We start from the raw sequence: 17,162 nt of genomic DNA, 5'->3' as shown, positions 1-17,162 counted from the left end.
AAAAGAGTACTTTGATTATCATCTTAAAGAAACTGAATGGCGTTGGATGAGGGAACCTAATGAGTTAGCAACTGAGCTGTGGAACCTCATTAGGTAAAATTAAGTGTAAATCTGCTAGTCTAGAGCCTATTCTAATAATGGGAATATTTGTTTTTTCAAAACAGTAATTTTCATTGATAAATTTTGATAATCCCTTTAGGAAAATTAAATCTGAATCACCTTCTACTAACAATACTTTTTTAGAGAAGAAAGCAGGGGTACTATTTTCATAGCAGATAATTTGGAAAGCATCTTTATAAGAACTATTTTGAACAAAGTTAATTTCTTTGGCTTTTGAACATGGAGGAGTTGAGGAAAAATCTTTATATATTTTAATAAAACAAGTTTCTTTGGCCGTAGCAGAAAAAAAGTTTGGAGAATGTGTTGTGACAAATACTTGGTCTTTGATTGATAGTTTTTCAAGAACATTGTAGAGGATTCTTTGACCATTGGGGTGAAGGTACAACTCAGGCTCTTCAAAGAGGAATATATAATCAGTATTTTGACTATCAGAATTAAGCTTCTCAACATAAGTTCTAAGTATAGAAAATACTAAAGTGCGCTTAACACCATCACCTTTATAATCAATGGTAGTTTTTATGCCATCATCAACTAGAATTTGAGTACTATTAAAAATCTGTCTTACTTCTGGGTTAGGTATTTGCAATTCTAATTTAATCTGAGAAAAACTTTCTTGAAAGACTTGTTGTATATCAGACTCTAGTATTTTTAAGCTATCTAATCGTTCATCTAATAATTGCTCATTCCCTTCATCATCTTTAATGAGCTGACGATTAAGCATTTTATTAAGTTTTTCAAATGAATTTTTTATTTCTAAAAATTCTGGAGACTTCTCAATTTGAGTAAATAAAATTTTGACTAATTTACCAAAACTTGTACTTTCTTTAGTTTTTGTTTCATCCGTGAAATCTTTCACTGCTGGTATATAAATAGGTTCAGGAAACATTGGTGTAACTGTGTTGCTGAAACCTGTTGGTAAATGTTCCCAGTCATAGGCGAATTGATCTGAAGGTAAGTTGAGAATCAACCCTTCTATTTTTTCCTTAGCAGCGGCTTGAGAAGAAATATTACTTACATCATTTTGTGTAAATTGATATGTGTCTTTTAGAAAAGTTTTTAGTTCACCCCCTTTCTTACCTTTAAGCTCACTAGCTATCCAATCTGCTTTATAAATTATATTAATCGGCACTTTTTTATAGCAAAGTAACTCACTCGTACAATCTATTTTGTATTTTCTTCGAAATTTAAGTTCATTGTTTTCAATAATATTTTTAATGCGAGATCTATTTTCCTTATCTAAAATTTTATTTAGATCTGTTTCTGTGACATTTGAAAATGTCACATCTATAAAAATTTCTTTAGATTTTTCATAAAAATCCGATTCTGAGATTTTTGTGCCTTTTAAAAATAAGTTAATTGCTAAAAGACCAGTTGATTTTCCTGCATTGTTCTCTCCTATAATACAGTTCATCTGTGCAGGTGAGAGATCAATCTCTTTTATACCCCTAAAGTTTGCTATATGTATCTTAGAAATTTTCATTAAATTTTATCTTCTTGATTATTTGATAAATAATATATTTTTTAAACAAAAAAAAGTCACCCTGTGGATGACTTTTTTTAAATTTAATTATCGTATTACAGCGCCGCAATTTGCTCCATATTCGCTTTAATCTTCGCTAACTGATCAGCAAACTCAGCTAGTTTCGCACGTTCACCTTCAACCACAGCAGCAGGTGCTTTCGCGACAAAACCTTCATTCGAAAGTTTGTTCGCGATCTGGTCATGCTGTTTCTGAACTTTGTCCAGGTCTTTTTGCAGACGACCCAATTCTGCTTTAGGGTCAATTAAGCCCTTCATTGGAACGAATACAGACACATGACCAACAACAGATGAAGAAGACAATGGTGGTTGTTCGCCATCAGCAAGGAAAGTGATGCTTTCAACTTTCGCCAATGCCTTAAACAAGGCTTCAATACGTGTGATCTGTGCTTTTTCAGCTTCAGTCGTGTTCTGAAGAAGAACTGGTAACAAGCGAGCATTACCCAAGCCCATTTCACCACGGATGTTACGCACCGCACCAATCAAACCTTGCAGCCATTGCATATCTGCTTCAGCTTGTTCGTTGATCTTCGCTTCGTCAGCAACAGGGTACTGAGCCAGCATGATGGTCTCGCCAGAGATCCCCAGTTTAGGCGCAAGCGTTTGCCAGATTTCTTCAGTCAGATACGGCATGATTGGATGCGCAAGACGTAAAGATGCTTCCATCACAGCCAGTAACACACGACGCACTTCGGCTTTACGCTCTTCAGACACGTTTTCATCATTCAGAACCGGTTTAGTCAGCTCGACATACCAGTCACAGTATTCATTCCAGATGAACTCGTAGATCGCTTGTGCAGCCAAGTCTAAACGGTAAGTCGCGAATGCTTGCTGAACTGCTTGTTCCGCTTTTTGCAGACGGCTTACGATCCATTGTTCAGGCAATTCCCAAAGATCAGGACGAGCAGTTTGACCAACGGTTTGAGCTTCGACGTTCATCATCACGAAACGGGTACCGTTCCAGATTTTGTTGGCGAAGTTACGGTAACCTTCCACACGTTTCATGTCGAATTTGATGTCACGGCCAGTATTGGCAAGCGCACAGAATGTGAAACGAACTGCATCCGTACCGTAAGCCTGAATACCTTCTGGGAATTCTTTACGGGTAGATTTTTCAATCTTCGCAGCCTGTTTAGGGTTCATCAGGCCGAAAGTACGTTTTTGTACCAAGGTTTCCAGATCAACACCGTCAATCAGGTCTAATGGGTCAAGCACGTTACCCTTAGATTTAGACATCTTCTGACCTTCGCCATCACGTACTAGACCATGTACATACACAGTTTTGAATGGTACTTGTGGTGTGCCATCTTCATTTTTCATGAAGTGCATGGTCATCATGATCATACGGGCAACCCAGAAGAAAATGATGTCGAAACCAGTGACAAGAACATCAGTCGGGTGGAAAGTATTCAAGAAATAGTTTTCTTTATCTTTCGCTTCGTCGCCAGTCCAACCTAATGTTGAGAATGTCCACAAACCAGAAGAGAACCAGGTATCCAGTACATCTTCATCCTGTTTCAATTCAACTTCAGGTGCAATACCGTGTTTCGCACGAACTTCTTCTTCATTGCGACCGACAAATACATTACCTTCAGCATCGTACCAAGCCGGAATACGGTGACCCCACCACAATTGACGCGAGATACACCAGTCCTGAATGTTATTCATCCATGACATGTACATGTTGCTGTACTGCTCAGGAACGAACTTGATACGGCCATCTTTAACCGCTTCAATTGCAGGTTCAGCCAGTGGCGCAATTTTTACATACCATTGGTCTGTCAGTAATGGCTCAACGATCACACCTGAGCGGTCACCGCGAGGTGGTTTTAGTGTGTAAGGTTGGATTTGGTCTAACCAGCCTTCAGCTTCTGCTTGCTCAACCAGTTTTTTACGTGCTTCAAAACGCTCTAAACCAATGTAGTCTGCAGGCGCAGGGATGGTTTTAGAAATCTGTTCGCCCGCTTTCGCGATGTATTCAAACTCAGCCAGAACTTCGGCATTTTTGTTGAAGATGTTGATCAGTGCCAGACCACAGCGTTTACCCACTTCATAGTCATTGAAGTCGTGTGCAGGTGTAATTTTTACACAGCCTGTACCGAATTCTTTTTCAACATATTCGTCAGCAACAATGGCAACGGTACGGCCAGTAATAGGCAATACGATATTTTTACCGACAAGATGTGCATAACGCTCATCTTCAGGGTTGACCGCAACCGCAGTATCACCGAGTAATGTTTCTGGACGAGTGGTTGCAACGACAATATGGTCTTTGCCATCTTGAGTGCGAAGCGATTTATCTTCAAAGAAATATTTGAAGTGCCACAATGAGCTTTGTTCTTCTTTATCAGATTCTACTTCAAGGTCAGACAGGGCGGTTTGCAGTTTAGGGTCCCAGTTCACCAGACGTTTGCCGCGGTAAATCAGGCCTTCTTCATGCAGTTTCACGAATACTTCTTTAACCGCGTTGGATAAACCTTCATCCATGGTGAAGCGTTCACGTGACCAGTCTACTGAAGAACCCAAACGACGGATTTGACGGGTAATGTTACCGCCAGACTGTTCTTTCCATTCCCAGACTTTTTCGATGAACTTTTCACGGCCCAGATCATGACGACTTACGCCTTGAGCACCTAACTGACGCTCAACAACCATCTGAGTTGCGATCCCCGCATGGTCAGTACCTGGCTGCCATAAGGTATTTTTGCCTGACATACGGTTATAACGAGTCAAGGCATCCATGATGGCATTGTTAAAACCATGACCCATGTGCAAGCTACCAGTGACGTTTGGCGGCGGAATCATGATACAGAATGATTCACCTTTTTGAGACGGCTTGAAGTAACCGCGCTCTTCCCAGGTTTGGTACCATTTTTTCTCGATCTCGGTCGGATCGTAGGTCGTAGCAATATTTTGCGCTGAATCAGTCATAGTCTAAACAGATCAAAAGTGGATAAAAAATTGCATCTATTGTAGCAAAAAAATCAAGGCATGCGGCAGCTTAACCAAAAGCAAACTTTCGCCAATTGGCAGTTGCCTGAACTCAACGTATGATAGATTGATAAAAACGCGACTCATCGCAGACGATTAAAAAAAGGATAACAAGATGAGCTATAGCATTTCTCTCAAGATTCACCCCGATACCCATCAACGCTTTAAAGACCTGCATTCCCGATTTAATGCCGGTGAGCAGGAAAGCCTGGCCAAACTGCTCGGTGAAAATCTGGCCGATATTGCCTGTGAAATTATTGACCAGATTTTTGGCCGTGTGGTGCAGCTCTCAAGCTCCCCAGATCAGGAATCTGAAAAAGTCATTCAACAGATTTTAGAAACGACTCGCAAATATATGCCATGGTCAGTTTCGTTTTTTGGTAATGACCGACTGATTCCTATGGTGAACTATCTGTACAAAATGACCCATGAAAATGAGGACGGATATTTTGTTCGCTATCCGGTAGAGCGCATGCTGATCATGGAACTGCTGGGCTGCGTGGAGCAGATGAAAAGTGGCAATAACCAGTATGTCTCACCGGCATTGAAAGCTTTTATTCAGGTGGTGGATCAGGGTGTGACGCATCTGGTACGTGAACCAAAAAAGATGCTGAAATTTAATGTGGTGGTGGATAAAACATTGAATGGTGTGATTCACCTGACCACACAACTGGGTTATAAACGTTTTGATAAACTCGGTAGCCTCTATGATGCGGATACCATGAGTTATTATTTTGAGCAGTTGCTGGCATTTCTGGAAGATGAAATGCCGCCAGGAACACATTCATATAAACAGGGTGACAGGATTCAATGGCAAAACTAGAAAATTTACAGGGAAAAGTAGTCTGGATTACCGGAGCATCTTCAGGAATTGGTAAGGCACTGGCTGAAGAATGTGCTGCCCAAGGTGCACAGATAGTATTGACTGCACGACGTTTGGAAGAACTGGAAAAAGTCCGTTCAGGACTGGTGAATCCTGATCAACACATCTCAGTCGTGGCCGATATTACTGATGAAAGTCAGGTACGCACGGCTTATGAACAGGTGCTAAGTGAGAAAGGCCGCATTGACTGGCTGATCAATAATGCCGGACTCAGTCAGCGTGCCCTGATTCAGGAAACCACCATGCAGACTGAACGCGCCATTATGGAAGTCGATTATTTCTCTCAGGTGTTTTTCACCAAAACAGTTTTACCGACATTTTTAAAACAGAAATCTGGCCGGATTGCTTTTATTTCCAGTGTGGCCGGCCTGCTTGGAACTCAATATCGGGCGTCTTATTCAGCAGCCAAAGGCGCGATTCATATGTGGGCGAATAGCCTGCGCGCTGAAATGGCAGATCAGGGTATTCAGGTATCCGTGATTTTTCCGGGCTTTATTAAAACTAATGTGTCTTTTAATGCCTTAAATGGGGAAGGCAAACCTCAGGCCAAGCAGGATGAAGCGATTGAAAATGGCCTGGAACCGGCTGATTTTGCCCGTCAGACTGTAGAAGCGTTGAAACGTGGTGAAGAATATATCGTGGTGGGGGGCTCTAAAGAAAAACTGGGTGTTCTAGTGTCACGTCTATCGCCAAAAGTATTGTATAAGATGATTCGCAAAACTAAGGTGAAATAATCTGTTTGCAAGATCAAGCTGGTTGTCATCGGTTACAGGTTTATTGCTCGATAGAAATAGACCTGTAATCTGAAAATAGTATGCTCATCTTTATAATTTATCTATTTTAAGCTTCCTGATCTTGTCCAATGAATTCATTTATTTCCTCTATCTCTTTTGTCCATATCCCATTTTCACAACATAAAACTGCATAAAAGTAGCAAAACCGTCTTCAGTATTCAGTTTTAATAAAAATGATATAAAAGATTGAGATGGGAGCATTTGCCATGAAAACGCCGGTACCGGATTACTTGAATCATGTGCTTTCTGCTTGCCATGATAATAAAAAAGGCGCGCTGGCAGATTACATTCCTGAACTTGCTGCGGTTGATCCTGACAATCTCGGACTTGCACTATCGACAGTAGATGGAACCATCTATTCTGCCGGGGATGATGACGTTGAATTTACCATGCAGTCTCTTTCCAAGCCTTTTGCCTATGCGCTAGCAATCAAGGAACTAGGGCTAAAACAGGTACTGGAAAAAGTGGGTGTAGAACCTTCGGGAGAGGCCTTTAACCAGATTTCGTTGGAAAAAGAACACAATATTCCAAAAAACCCGATGATTAATTCTGGTGCGATTACCACGCATTCTCTGATTCCTGCCAAGAAAACAGTATCACGTGCTGAACAGTTACGCCGTTTTTTAAGTGGACTGGCTGGACGTGAATTGTCCTTTGATGAGCAGGTGTATAACTCTGAGATTAAAACGGCTTTTCGGAATATGTCGATTGGCTACATGTTACGTACTGTTGGGGTGCTGGACGAAGATCCTAAAGAAATCGTGCATGGCTATATCAAGCAGTGTGCGATTAAGGTCACCGTCAAAGATCTAGCCGTGATCACCAGTATATTGGCCAATGGTGGTGTGCATCCCAAGACGGGTAAGCGCATGCTGGATCGGGCCTTAGTCCGGCAATTGCTCAGTGTCATGCTGACCTGCGGTATGTACGATGCTGCTGGGGACTGGCTGACCACAGTGGGTATTCCTGCCAAGAGCGGCGTGGCAGGTGGCATTATTGGAGTGCTGCCAGGGCAAGTTGGGATTGCGGTATTTTCTCCGAAAATTGATGAGCATGGTAATAGTGTGCGTGGGGTCAGAATCTTTGAAAATCTGTCGCACGATATGGGACTGCATCTCATGGAAGGTACGCCGTCAGCACAGACCATTTTGCAAAGTCGTTACACAGTGGGGAAAAAGAATAACGTCGTGGTTTATGAACTGCGTGGAGTGCTGCAATTTACTGAGTCTGAAATGCTGCTACGCATTTTGCAGGATGAACCTGAAGGTAAAAGTACCATTATCCTCGATTTGACTAATCTCACTTTGATGCATGATGTCGGTGCCCGAATGCTGTTTGAAGGTGTAGATCGTTTAAAACAGGATGGACATAAAGTACTAGTCGTAGATTCAGAAGGTTTGCTGGATAAGGACCAGTTGAAGGGTAGAAAAAGGGTGGTGGTGACGGAGGAGTTGGAGAAGTTTTTGGAAAAGTATAAATAACCTCTCCCTTGCGAAGCAGTGCTTCTCATCTCCTAAAAGGAGAGGGAATATCTATTCTTAACTTGCTGAAGCAAATAAACATATGTTACTCCTTATCCCTGAGCGAGTTTAAAGCACTGCTTTAAAGGAAGCGCAAGAGAGGATTGGAGTAAGAATATAAATAAAAAGCCCCGAACAATTTCGAGGCTTTTTTACATCATATAATCTTATTTGTGTGATTCATAGAGATCGTTTCAATTTAGCGATCTCTAAATCCATCTTGTAATTGGCATGTTGAATCCGTTCATTTGAGGGGCTGTATTGCTTCTGGACTTCATCTGAGAAAGGAGTTTCTTCACATAATTCAAAGTACCTTTCCATCGGTGTTTTACCTTTCAAAGCTGAATGTGGTCTCATCCAGTTATAGTAATGCTGCCATTCTGCCAGTTTGTTCTGGATATCCTCTGAATCGATATCTACAGTAGCGTAGAACTCAGATTTATCAGTCTTTTGTGAGCGCTCTACCTTGCCATTCAGATGAGGTGAACCTGGTTTATTTGGCCTAAATTTGATTCCATGCTGCATCATTTTTTTCTGTACTTTTTCAGCAAAGAATTCTCGTCCACGATCGGTCTGTATTCGCTGTATGGGAAAAGGCATTTCTTCAATTACGCAGTCTAAAAAGTCGAGAGTATTCGCTGCTGTTCGGCGTTTATATATCCTTAAAACGCGATATCGTGTGCAGTCATCGATAGATGTGTACTGATATAGTCCAGGACCCAGTTTACAGGTATCCATTTGAATTCTATCGCCTGGTAATGGGCGTTCATAACGAATGAAATCTACTTTACGACGGAATTTTTTAATCGGTTTGACTTGATGGGTGGATAGTACTTTATGGATAGTCGCTAAGGACAACGAGACTCCGTGCAGCCTCATTAATTCTGTTTGCAAACGTCGAGCACCAAGATTTCTAGCCGAGCGCATTTCTAATATTAAAGCTTCTAGCTCAGCATTGATTTTAGTATTTGGCGATTTTAAGGGACGTTTACTCTGACTACTTAATCCATCAATACCTTGTTCAGAATATCGTTTCCACCACTTGCGTAACGTTGGTCTAGAAATGCCACATCTCCGACAAACCAGGCCAGCATTATTGGTCTCTTCAAATAATTTAACCCATACGAGTCTTTGTTGAATTTCTCTGTTCATAGACACCCATTATATTGAAATGATGTCTATGAATCACACAGATGATGCTCAGGCATGGCTCAATCATGGAAAAAATCTTTTTTGGTTGGCTTCCGGAATGAAAAAAGGTCGAATATAAAAAACCCCCTCGCTCGAGGGGATTTTTCTACTCTAAATTAGAGGAATCTTACACGATAGAATCATCCAGATTTGGCGCTAACCAGCGTTTCGCTTCATCCAGTGTCCAGCCTTTACGCTTCGCATAATCTTCCAGTTGATCACCAGAGATTTTACCCACGTTAAAGTATTCAGTTTCAGGGTTTGCATAATAGAAACCACTCACTGATGAAGGTGGCCACATCGCAAAGCTAGAAGTCAGGTAAGTACCCATCTTCTCAGTCGTACCTAACCAGTCAAACAATGGCGCTTTTTCAGAATGTTCAGGACAAGCTGGGTAGCCCGGCGCAGGACGGATGCCGACATACTTCTCTTTGATCAATTCATCATTGTCCAGAGTTTCGTCAGCCTGATAGCCCCAGAACTCTTTACGGATCCGCTGGTGCAGATGCTCTGCAAAGGCTTCCGCAAAACGGTCACCCAAGGCTTGAACCATAATCGCATTATAGTCATCACCTTTGGCTTTATATTCCTGAGACAATTCTTCCGCACCGAAGATCGAAACGGTAAAGCCACCCAGATAATCCTGAGCCACATCTTTAGGCGCAATAAAGTCAGCCAATGAGTAGTTAGCCTTACCGGTTACTTTGTCAGACTGCTGACGCAAGTGTTCGAAAGTATGCGTTACATTGCCAGCTTCATCAGTCACAGCAACCGTATCTGAACCGGTACGATTTGCAGGGTAGATGCTGAAAGTAGCACGTGCATCGAACCGTTTATTTTCGATGATGTCTTTCAACATCGCCTGTGCTTGTGCATACAGGTCACGTGCGGCTTCACCCACGACTTCATCTTCAAGGATTTTCGGGAATTTGCCCGCAAGACTCCAAGAGATAAAGAACGGTGTCCAGTCAAAGTATTCCACCAAAGTTTCTAAAGGGTAGTTGGTGAAAGTTTGTGAGCCAATGAAGTTTGGTTTAAATGGTGCATTCTTGTCGAAGTCGATTTTGAAACCATTTTCAACTGATTCTGCATAAGACAGCTTCGCCGCTTTTGGCTGTTTGTTGGCAAGACGGGTACGGATTTTTTCATAATCCGCTGCATAGTCTGCTGCCAGTTTTGGCTTCATCTCGGAAGAAAGCAATTGAGTCGCTACACCTACAGCACGAGAGGCATCAGCTGTGTAGTACACGCCATCATTCTGGTATTGAGGGGCAATCTTCACAGCCGTATGTGCCTTAGAAGTCGTCGCACCACCAATCATCAATGGAATGTTAAAGCCTTTACGCTGCATTTCTTTGGCAACGAATACCATTTCATCCAGAGAAGGGGTGATCAGACCAGACAAACCGATGATATCGACTTTTTCATCAATCGCAGTTTGCAGAATCTTTTCACATGGCACCATCACACCAAGATCGACTACGTCATAACCGTTACAGCCCAGTACCACGCCCACGATATTCTTACCGATGTCATGCACGTCGCCTTTTACGGTTGCCATGAGGATTTTACCTTTGGCTTCACCTTGGGTTTTTTCTGCTTCAATGTACGGGTTCAACCAAGCTACGGCTTGTTTCATGACACGTGCAGATTTCACTACCTGAGGCAGGAACATTTTACCGGCACCAAACAGGTCACCAACGACGTTCATACCCGCCATCAATGGGCCTTCGATCACGTCAAGTGGACGAACGGCTTTCAGGCGAGCTTCTTCAGTATCTTGGTCGATATAAGTGGTAATACCTTTAACCAACGCATATTCAAGACGCTTTTCAACCGGTTCATTACGCCATTCAAGGTTTTCTTCAGCTTTTTGCGCGCCACCTTGACCACGGTATTTCTCAGCAATTTCAAGTAACTTTTCAGTTGCTTCGTTGCCGCTTTCACCCTGGTTACGGTTCAGGATCACATCTTCAACCGCATCTTTCAGGTCTTTGTCGATGTCATCATAAATCGCCAGCTGACCGGCATTTACGATACCCATAGTCAGACCTTGCTGGATACCATAGTATAGGAACACCGCATGGATCGCTTCACGTACCGGCTCATTACCACGGAATGAGAAAGATACGTTCGAGATACCGCCAGAGATCATCGCATTTGGCAGGTTCTGTTTAATCCAGCCAGTTGCTTCGATGAAATCGACAGCATAGTTGTTGTGTTCTTCGATACCGGTTGCTACCGCGAACACATTCGGGTCAAAGATGATGTCTTCAGACGGGAAGCCAACTTCATTTACCAATACGTCATAAGAACGTTTACAGATTTCTTTTTTACGTTCCGCAGTATCGGCCTGACCATTTTCATCAAATGCCATCACAATCACGGCTGCACCGTATTGACGGCAGAGGCGGGCACGTTCTACAAATTCGTCATAACCTTCTTTTAGGGAAATCGAGTTAACAACGGCTTTACCTTGAACACATTTCAGACCAGCTTCAATGATTTCCCATTTAGATGAGTCAATCATGATTGGCACACGTGAAATATCTGGTTCAGATGCCACCAGATTCAGGAAGTGCACCATCGCACCTTCTGAGTCGAGCATGCCTTCATCCATGTTGATGTCGATGATCTGTGCACCGGCTTCAACCTGTTGACGGGCAACATCTAGTGCTTCAGCGAAGTTTTCTTCTTTGATCAGACGCAGGAATTTTTTCGAACCGGTGACGTTGGTACGTTCACCGACGTTCACGAACAATGAATCTTTGGTGATGTTAAATGGCTCTAAACCACTGAGGCGACATGCTGGTTCAATTTCAGGTACTTTACGTGGGGCAATGCCTTCAACTGCTTGAGCAATCGCGCGGATGTGATCGGGAGTGGTACCACAACAACCACCGGTGATGTTGATTAGACCACTTTCAGCAAATTCTTTAATGAAAGCTGCAGTTTCTTCTGGAGTTTCATCATAACCACCGAAGGCATTTGGCAAGCCGGCATTAGGATGCGCAGACACAAAAGTATCCGCCACATCAGACACAGTTTTTACGTGTGGACGCATGGCATCTGCACCCAGGGCACAGTTGAAACCAATTGAGATTGGTTCTGCATGGCGCATTGAGTTCCAGAACGCTTCAGCCGTTTGACCAGTCAAGGTACGGCCAGACGCATCAGTAATCGTACCTGAGATCATGATTGGCAATTCAGTGCCCAGTTCTTTAAACACTTCTTTCACTGCAAAGATGGCAGCTTTGGCGTTTAAAGTATCGAATACGGTTTCGATCAGGATGATATCAACACCACCTTCAATCAAGGCCTTGGTTGATTCGATGTAATTCACTTTCAATTCGTCAAAAGTGATATTACGGAAAGCAGGGTCATTTACATTTGGTGAAATCGACGTAGTACGTGATGTCGGCCCAATCACACCTGCCACAAAACGTGGTTTTTCAGGCGTTGAGTATTTTGCACAGGCTTCTTTGGCAAGACGCGCCGCTTCACGGTTGATCTCAGGAACCAGATCTTCCATGTGATAGTCAGACATTGAAACACGGGTGCCGTTAAAGGTATTGGTTTCAATAATATCGGCACCGGCTTCAAGATACGCTTCGTGAATGCCTTGAATAATCTGTGGCTGAGTCAGCACAAGTAAGTCGTTATTGCCTTTAAGGTCGTATGCCCAATCAGCAAAACGCTCACCACGATAATCAGCTTCTTCCAATTTATGGCGTTGGATCATGGTACCCATCGCACCATCGATAATTAAAATTCTCTTGGCAAGAAGTTCTTTTAGGGTGGCAAGTGTGGACATTCAAACTTTCTCAGTAAGCATCAAAAACGGCAATAATCTTAACAGATTAGTGCGCAGTTTTCTGTAACGCTTATACAGAATGCTGGATATGCTTGATATGAAAATTTGATAAAGAAACTCAAGCCGGTATAGAAAGCTGAAAACAGATGGAAATCTGGAAATTAAAGTTTTTGATAAAAGGGTACGACTGGAAAATAAAATGTAAGCAGCTTTCATCAGAGTGTCATATTACAAAGCTAATCTTTAGCCAAATATGACAGGCTCGCAAATATGACAGCCGAGTAGGAATGATCAGATATATTGCAAAACATGAATAAAGCCGGACGATTTAAGTGTTTTTCTTTTAATAAGTATTTGATTGTATTTATATATTTTTAAAATTCAGAGCATGTGGTTACAGGATAAACGGCAACGAGAAAGTCTAAAAAACTGGTTTATATGACAGCACTTTGTCATATAATTGTCACAATTTAACTGAACAATATGGGGATTCTTGAATCCTCTATTCCTGCTTGCATGAATTCTAATCAAACTCCCTTAGGTTCAGCACAACAGTCGCCTTCTGATAAGCCGGCCAATGTTCATGTGCCCACACCGAAATTTTTTATGCCGGTGTTTCTGACTCTAATTATCTCCACGCTGATCTATATCGGCTTCCAATTGACTTCAGATTTAGCTCATGTCCCACCGATCGGTCTGTATTCAATGCTTCTTTTAGGCACGGCGTTATTCATTGCGCTGGGCTTCGAATTCGTCAACGGTTTTCACGACACGGCCAATGCGGTTGCGACCGTGATTTATACCAATGCATTGTCTGCACCGGTTGCAGTCATGTGGGCAGGTTTTTGTAATTTCCTTGGGGTAATGGTGGCCAGTGGTGCTGTTGCATATGGGATCATTGCATTATTGCCTGTCGAGCTGATTATGAATGTCGGCACAGGTGCCGGTTTCGCTATGGTTTTTGCCATGCTGATTGCCGCGATTCTCTGGAATTTGGGTACCTGGTTCCTTGGCATTCCCGCTTCCAGTTCACATACCCTGATCGGTTCGATTCTGGGGGTAGGTATCATGAACTACCTGTTGAATTCAGGTGGTGGTGCTTCTGGTGTGGATATGGAACAGGTGCTGAAAGTTGGTAAAGCATTGCTGTTTTCACCTCTGATCGGTTTTGCTTTTGCTGGGGTACTATTCCTGTTAGTGAAAAAGATCTTCAGAAAGCAACTTGAACTGTTTAAGCCACCTGAAGGCAATAAGCCACCACCACCGCTGATTCGTGCCATTCTGATCTTTACCTGTACAGGTGTGAGCTTCGCGCATGGTTCAAATGACGGTCAAAAAGGTATGGGTCTGATCATGCTGATCCTGATCGGTTGTGTACCTTTGGCATATTCATTAAACAAAAATCTGGATGCAGCACATATCCAATCTTTTGGTCAGTTGTCTGCGCAAACGGCTGATGCGATTTATCCGCAGCATGAAGATATTCCGGACGAAAAAGCACGTGCCATCATCACGACCTACATTCAAACCAAAGAATTGAATGCTGAGGTTGTTCCTGCACTGGCAAGCCTGACAGATCATTTGGGTGATAAAGTCGGTAGCTACAGCAATATTAAAGATGTCCCAGAAACACAAGTTTCAGAATTCCGTAACGACATGTACCTGAGCACCACAGCATTTAAACGTCTGGACAAAGCAGAAGCTTTACCGGCAATGAGCGAGGTTCAGGAAAAAACCGTTGATGAGTATCGAGACAACTTGGATTCATTCCTGCAATACATTCCGACCTGGGTGAAAGTGGCAACAGCCTTGGCATTGGGTTTAGGTACCATGGTGGGTTGGAAACGAATTGTCGTAACTGTCGGTGAGCGGATCGGTAAAGAGCACATGACTTATGGTCAGGGGATGTCTGCCGAACTGGTAGCCATGTCTACGATCGCTGCTGCTGATGGCTTTGGTATGCCAGTATCTACCACTCATGTCCTGAACTCTGCAGTTGCAGGTACCATGGTGGCGAACAAGTCGGGCCTAAACTTTAAAATGGTCAAATCAATTCTGTCTGCCTGGGTATTTACACTGCCAGCAACGATCTGTTTATCAGGTGGTTTGTACTGGATTCTTCTGAAAGTTTTCTAAGAAGATTCGATGTAAAAAACGCTGCTTAGGCAGCGTTTTTTTATGGGTGATTTTTATATTTCCTTGTGGAAGATAGGAGTACTCCTCTTCTGCAAGAGATGAGGGATTTAAATAAAAGATGACCCCTTCCTAACCCTCACTTGCGCTGCGCTTTAAAAGCAGTGCTTTAAAGCTTGCTCAGGAGAGGGAATTTCCATTTGGAAGTTATAGATAAATCACATGATAATCCCTCTCCCTATGGGATGAGTAACATTGCTACGCAAGGGGGTGAGGGTAAAGTAAAAATACTTTTTCACTAACCCATATTTGAGTATTACCTTAAAACTTGCTCTGGAGAGAGATCTATCTATTTAAGAAGAATTACTTCTTCAACTTCTTACCCAATAATCCCTTTGGTAATTTATCCGTTGCAAAACCATACAGCGCAGCAAAAGGCAGAGCAGTACGTGCCAGATAAGCCACACGCCATAAACCGCCATGATTTGCGCCTGACATCATCAACTCAAGTGGATGGTTGAGTTGTATATCAGGATTGGCCACAGATTCAGGATTACGTAGGTCGTGAATCCACAATGCCGCCATAATCGCATTGGTGGTTTCAGGAGCGAATGCTTCTACATCAAATAGGCTGGCACCGTTAAATGCAGCTTTCAGCAGTGGATTCTTGGTCACAGAATAAGTCGTTGTTGAAGGAGCGATATTGATGCTCACTTGCTGCCCGTTAGCACGTGCCAATGTTGCACGCCATTGCTGGATGCGTTTAGCCAGTGCATAGTTCGGACCTTGCTCAATGACCAGACAGTCACAAACACCATAAGACTTATCGCCAACCTTAAACAGATCCTGCTTATTTTTCTGGAAAAAATGCTTGCGTGAAATCAGTGAAATGCCTTTGGTTAAAGTACTTTCCAATTTCGACAACTGCTGGTATTTGCTTTGTGAAGCCTGAACGACTTCTTCTGGAACTGCATATACATCCGTCGGGGTGCACATATACATCAGGCTGGTATTGGCTTTCTGCTTGCTGACATATTTCATAATGGCATCCATCGCCATAGAAACACGTACGTGCTTTTCACCATCCAGATAGGCAATTGCCGCCAAGTCTAAATCCTGTTCAAACTGAATCAGCCATTGAGCAATTTCAGGAATCTGGGTGAGCAGGTTGGCACCGAGTTTTTCTTTTAAAACTTCCAGTGAAGTATCAGCAGGAAGGGCTTCAACTGATGGTGCATATAAAGTAGCGTTGCCTTGACTTACTGTATCCAGAATTTTGCCCCAGACACGGGTATTCGGCAGGTCAATTGCGACGATATTGGCTTTCCATTTCGACAACCAGGTCAGTGGACCTGCTTCAGAAGCGGCACCAAATAGAACAGTGGTACGATCGGATAGGTCAAACCATTCCGGATGAGCAATACATTCACGTAGCGCATTGGCATGACTTGGCTCGACAATGCCACGCTCTTCCCATGATTGGATCTGATCCAGTAATGCTTGTCCTTGCAGTTTTTTGCCATGATAAGGCACATACCATTCTGGGGCTTTTTCAGACTGGCCTTTCAGTTGAAAAGTATTCAGGTTCTGCGCAGGGAGAGACATCACATCTTTTAGTAGATGCTTCTGGCCATCACGGTAAAACTCAAAGCTGGCATGTGCAGTTTCTAGACCTTGCTTGGCAATACTTAGTGCTGCACCTGCGGAGCGTAATCCATCTTCAACCAGATGTTTAAAGTGTACTGGATATTGCTTACGCCAGTTCTTTTCCTGTTGTGCTGCAGTAGCATGTACAGGATCGACTGCGGCTAAGGCTTCAGAAATAATGTTACGGCCGATTTTCGATGTGCTTGGTTTTTGTTGTGAAGCAGAAATGGGAAATTGAAGACCGTCTAGGGAAGTGGACATGCAAAATATCTCGCGATTTACAGCAATTAATATACAGATGTATACATTATCGCTGCTAAGTTGCTTCCTGAGTTGGCATTAAATTCCAGTCTTGGGTCTTAATTTATTACTAGATGTTTCAAATAAAAAGGAAGCTTGAAGCTCACTGCTGTCCCATAGTTTGCTTTAAATAAAAAAACCTGAGTCCTAACAGTTAAAATATGAGTGCAAACAAACACTTTAACGACCAGGATTCAGGTTTTGTCCCATCAGAATACCGTATTTCATGA

General features: G+C 42.8%; 9 protein-coding genes and 1 pseudogene. 5 read left to right on the top strand and 5 right to left on the bottom strand.

Translation table 11 applies throughout. The annotated features are described in order from the left end of the window. Positions 1-97: pseudogene (locus FTV18_RS14405) on the top strand (IS1595 family transposase); the annotation flags it as partial. Here the strand turns inward: FTV18_RS14405 and FTV18_RS14400 are convergent. Next, a complete protein-coding gene (locus FTV18_RS14400; protein ID WP_257218613.1) occupies positions 65-1,600 on the bottom strand; it encodes an ATP-dependent endonuclease in 1,536 nt (511 codons plus the stop codon). The pseudogene FTV18_RS14405 and the gene FTV18_RS14400 overlap by 33 nt on opposite strands. Positions 1,601-1,695: 95 nt before the next feature. Further along, entirely contained in the window at positions 1,696-4,590 is a 2,895-nt protein-coding gene (locus FTV18_RS14395; RefSeq protein ID WP_180018625.1) for a valine--tRNA ligase, read from the bottom strand. 175 nt (positions 4,591-4,765) lie between these two features. Here FTV18_RS14395 and FTV18_RS14390 point away from each other — a divergent pair, with 175 nt between their 5' ends. The 3 genes from FTV18_RS14390 (at position 4,766) to FTV18_RS14380 (ending at position 7,808) form a co-directional block, all read left to right on the top strand. Continuing rightward, positions 4,766-5,473: a hypothetical protein gene (locus FTV18_RS14390; protein WP_180018627.1), complete on the top strand. Its 708-nt coding sequence runs from the start codon at positions 4,766-4,768 to the stop codon at positions 5,471-5,473. Beyond that, positions 5,461-6,267 (top strand): SDR family oxidoreductase, encoded by an 807-nt coding sequence (locus tag FTV18_RS14385; protein WP_159122835.1) that lies wholly within the window; start codon positions 5,461-5,463, stop codon positions 6,265-6,267. Before FTV18_RS14390 ends, FTV18_RS14385 begins: the two co-directional genes overlap by 13 nt. A gap of 266 nt (positions 6,268-6,533) precedes the next feature. Next, entirely contained in the window at positions 6,534-7,808 is a 1,275-nt protein-coding gene (locus FTV18_RS14380) for a glutaminase (protein WP_180018629.1), read from the top strand. 219 nt (positions 7,809-8,027) lie between these two features. Here the strand turns inward: FTV18_RS14380 and FTV18_RS14375 are convergent, their stop codons facing one another. Both FTV18_RS14375 and metH read right to left on the bottom strand, forming a co-directional pair. Continuing rightward, positions 8,028-8,999: an IS481 family transposase gene (locus FTV18_RS14375; protein ID WP_180018631.1), complete on the bottom strand. Its 972-nt coding sequence runs from the start codon at positions 8,997-8,999 to the stop codon at positions 8,028-8,030. Between the two features lie 166 nt (positions 9,000-9,165). Then, positions 9,166-12,852, bottom strand: coding sequence for a methionine synthase (metH, locus tag FTV18_RS14370; RefSeq protein WP_180018633.1), 3,687 nt, complete (start codon positions 12,850-12,852; stop codon positions 9,166-9,168). A gap of 516 nt (positions 12,853-13,368) precedes the next feature. Here metH and FTV18_RS14365 point away from each other — a divergent pair. Continuing rightward, positions 13,369-14,988 (top strand): inorganic phosphate transporter, encoded by a 1,620-nt coding sequence (locus FTV18_RS14365; protein WP_180018636.1) that lies wholly within the window; start codon positions 13,369-13,371, stop codon positions 14,986-14,988. A 360-nt stretch (positions 14,989-15,348) separates the two neighbouring features. Here the strand turns inward: FTV18_RS14365 and FTV18_RS14360 are convergent, their stop codons facing one another. Beyond that, positions 15,349-16,893: a hypothetical protein gene (locus FTV18_RS14360; RefSeq protein ID WP_004783043.1), complete on the bottom strand. Its 1,545-nt coding sequence runs from the start codon at positions 16,891-16,893 to the stop codon at positions 15,349-15,351. Between the last annotated feature and the right edge of the window lie 269 nt (positions 16,894-17,162).

Origin of the sequence: Acinetobacter sp. YH12241, from assembly GCF_013417535.1 — a bacterium.
In the GTDB taxonomy this organism is placed as follows: Bacteria; Pseudomonadota; Gammaproteobacteria; order Pseudomonadales; family Moraxellaceae; genus Acinetobacter.
This window is presented reverse-complemented; position numbering and strand designations above follow the sequence as displayed.

What these genes read in the sequence shown, in the direction of transcription:
- FTV18_RS14400 (WP_257218613.1), bottom strand. Translation starts at nt 1,600, where the DNA reads ATGAAAATTTCTAAGATACATATAGCAAACTTTAGGGGTATAAAAGAG.
- FTV18_RS14395 (WP_180018625.1), bottom strand. Translation starts at nt 4,590, where the DNA reads ATGACTGATTCAGCGCAAAATATTGCTACGACCTACGATCCGACCGAG.
- FTV18_RS14385 (WP_159122835.1), top strand. Translation starts at nt 5,461, where the DNA reads ATGGCAAAACTAGAAAATTTACAGGGAAAAGTAGTCTGGATTACCGGA.
- FTV18_RS14380 (WP_180018629.1), top strand. Translation starts at nt 6,534, where the DNA reads ATGAAAACGCCGGTACCGGATTACTTGAATCATGTGCTTTCTGCTTGC.
- FTV18_RS14360 (WP_004783043.1), bottom strand. Translation starts at nt 16,893, where the DNA reads ATGTCCACTTCCCTAGACGGTCTTCAATTTCCCATTTCTGCTTCACAA.
- FTV18_RS14390 (WP_180018627.1), top strand. Translation starts at nt 4,766, where the DNA reads ATGAGCTATAGCATTTCTCTCAAGATTCACCCCGATACCCATCAACGC.
- FTV18_RS14365 (WP_180018636.1), top strand. Translation starts at nt 13,369, where the DNA reads ATGAATTCTAATCAAACTCCCTTAGGTTCAGCACAACAGTCGCCTTCT.
- FTV18_RS14375 (WP_180018631.1), bottom strand. Translation starts at nt 8,999, where the DNA reads ATGAACAGAGAAATTCAACAAAGACTCGTATGGGTTAAATTATTTGAA.
- metH (WP_180018633.1), bottom strand. Translation starts at nt 12,852, where the DNA reads ATGTCCACACTTGCCACCCTAAAAGAACTTCTTGCCAAGAGAATTTTA.